This window comes from Streptomyces sp. NPDC088254, from assembly GCF_044740925.1.
Lineage (GTDB): Bacteria > Actinomycetota > Actinomycetes > Streptomycetales > Streptomycetaceae > Streptomyces.
The window spans coordinates 1-1,205 of record NZ_JBIURQ010000024.1 but is presented as its reverse complement, the minus strand read 5'-3'; the positions used below and the strand labels follow the sequence as shown (position 1 = coordinate 1,205).

The following is a 1,205-nucleotide window of genomic DNA, read 5'->3' as shown; positions in this document are numbered from 1 at the left end:
GCGAGTGTCGTCCTGGGGTTCTGGGTGGTGCCGATGAGGTAGGCGGTGAGGCGTCCGTGGTGGACGGTTGTGGCGGCGTCGGTGATGCCGGGGAGGTTGCGCAGTGCGGTTTCGATCTCGCCGAGTTCGATGCGGTGGCCGCGGATCTTGACTTGGTGGTCGGTGCGTTCGAGGAACTCGAGTTGTCCGTCGGGGCGTTGGCGGACGCGGTCGCCGGTGCGGTACATGCGGGTGCCGGGTTGGGTGGCGTGGGGGTCGGCGGTGAAGGTGGTGGCGGTTTTGGTGGGGTTGTCGAGGTAGCCGTGTCCGACGCCGGTGCCGGCGACGTAGAGCTCGCCGGGGGTGCCGGGGGGGACGGGCTGGAGGTGGTTGTCGAGTACGTAGAGGCGGGTGTTGCGGACGGGGTGGCCGATGGGGGCGCGGGATCCGATGTCGTTTGGGGTGCGGATGACGGCGTGGGTGACGTCGTCGGAGCACTCGGTGGGCCCGTAGGCGTTGATGAGGGGGATGTGGGGAGCCAGCGTCAGCCATTCGCGGGCGAGGTCGGCGGGGAGTGTCTCGCCGGTGACCATGAGGTGGGTGAGGGGGGTGAGTTGGGGTCGGGGGAGTCCGTTGTTCCAGGCGTCGAGGGCGGCGCGCAGGAGGGAGGGGACGACTTCGAGGACGGTGACGTGGTGGGTGGTGATCCGGCCGAAGAGTTCTTGGGGGTCGGTGGCGGTGTCGCGGTCGACGACGAGGAGGCGTGCGCCGGTGATGAGGGGGGTGAGCATCTGCCAGACGGAGATGTCGAAGGTGACGGGTGCGTTGTGGATGACGACGTCGTCTGTGGTGAGGTTCAGGTCGTCGGTTTTGGCGAGGAGGTGGTTGACCATGCCGGCGCGGTGGACCATGGCGCCTTTGGGGCGGCCGGTGGAGCCGGAGGTGAAGATGATGTAGGCGAGGTCGTCGCCGTCTCCGGCCGGCGGGGCGAGTTGGGTGTCGGCGGCTCCGTTCCAGGCGATGACGGGCGGGGTGCTGGAGGCGGCGTCGAGGAGTTGGGTGGCGGTGTGGTCGAGTGCGGGGCCGGTGTAGAGGGCGTCGGGCCGGGAGTCGTCCAGGAGGGAGGCGGTGCGGGTGAGGGGGGCGCGCAGGTCGAGGGGGATCCAGGCGGCTCCGGCGCCCAGGATGGCGAGGATGCCGGTGACGAAGGGGATGCCGGGCTCGCA

1 protein-coding gene is annotated in these 1,205 nt (G+C 70.0%); it reads right to left on the bottom strand.

The genetic code is table 11. The annotated features are described in order from the left end of the window. A partial coding sequence (locus ACIOC0_RS38930; RefSeq protein ID WP_402161645.1) for an amino acid adenylation domain-containing protein occupies positions 1 to 1,205 on the bottom strand: 1,205 nt, incomplete at both ends.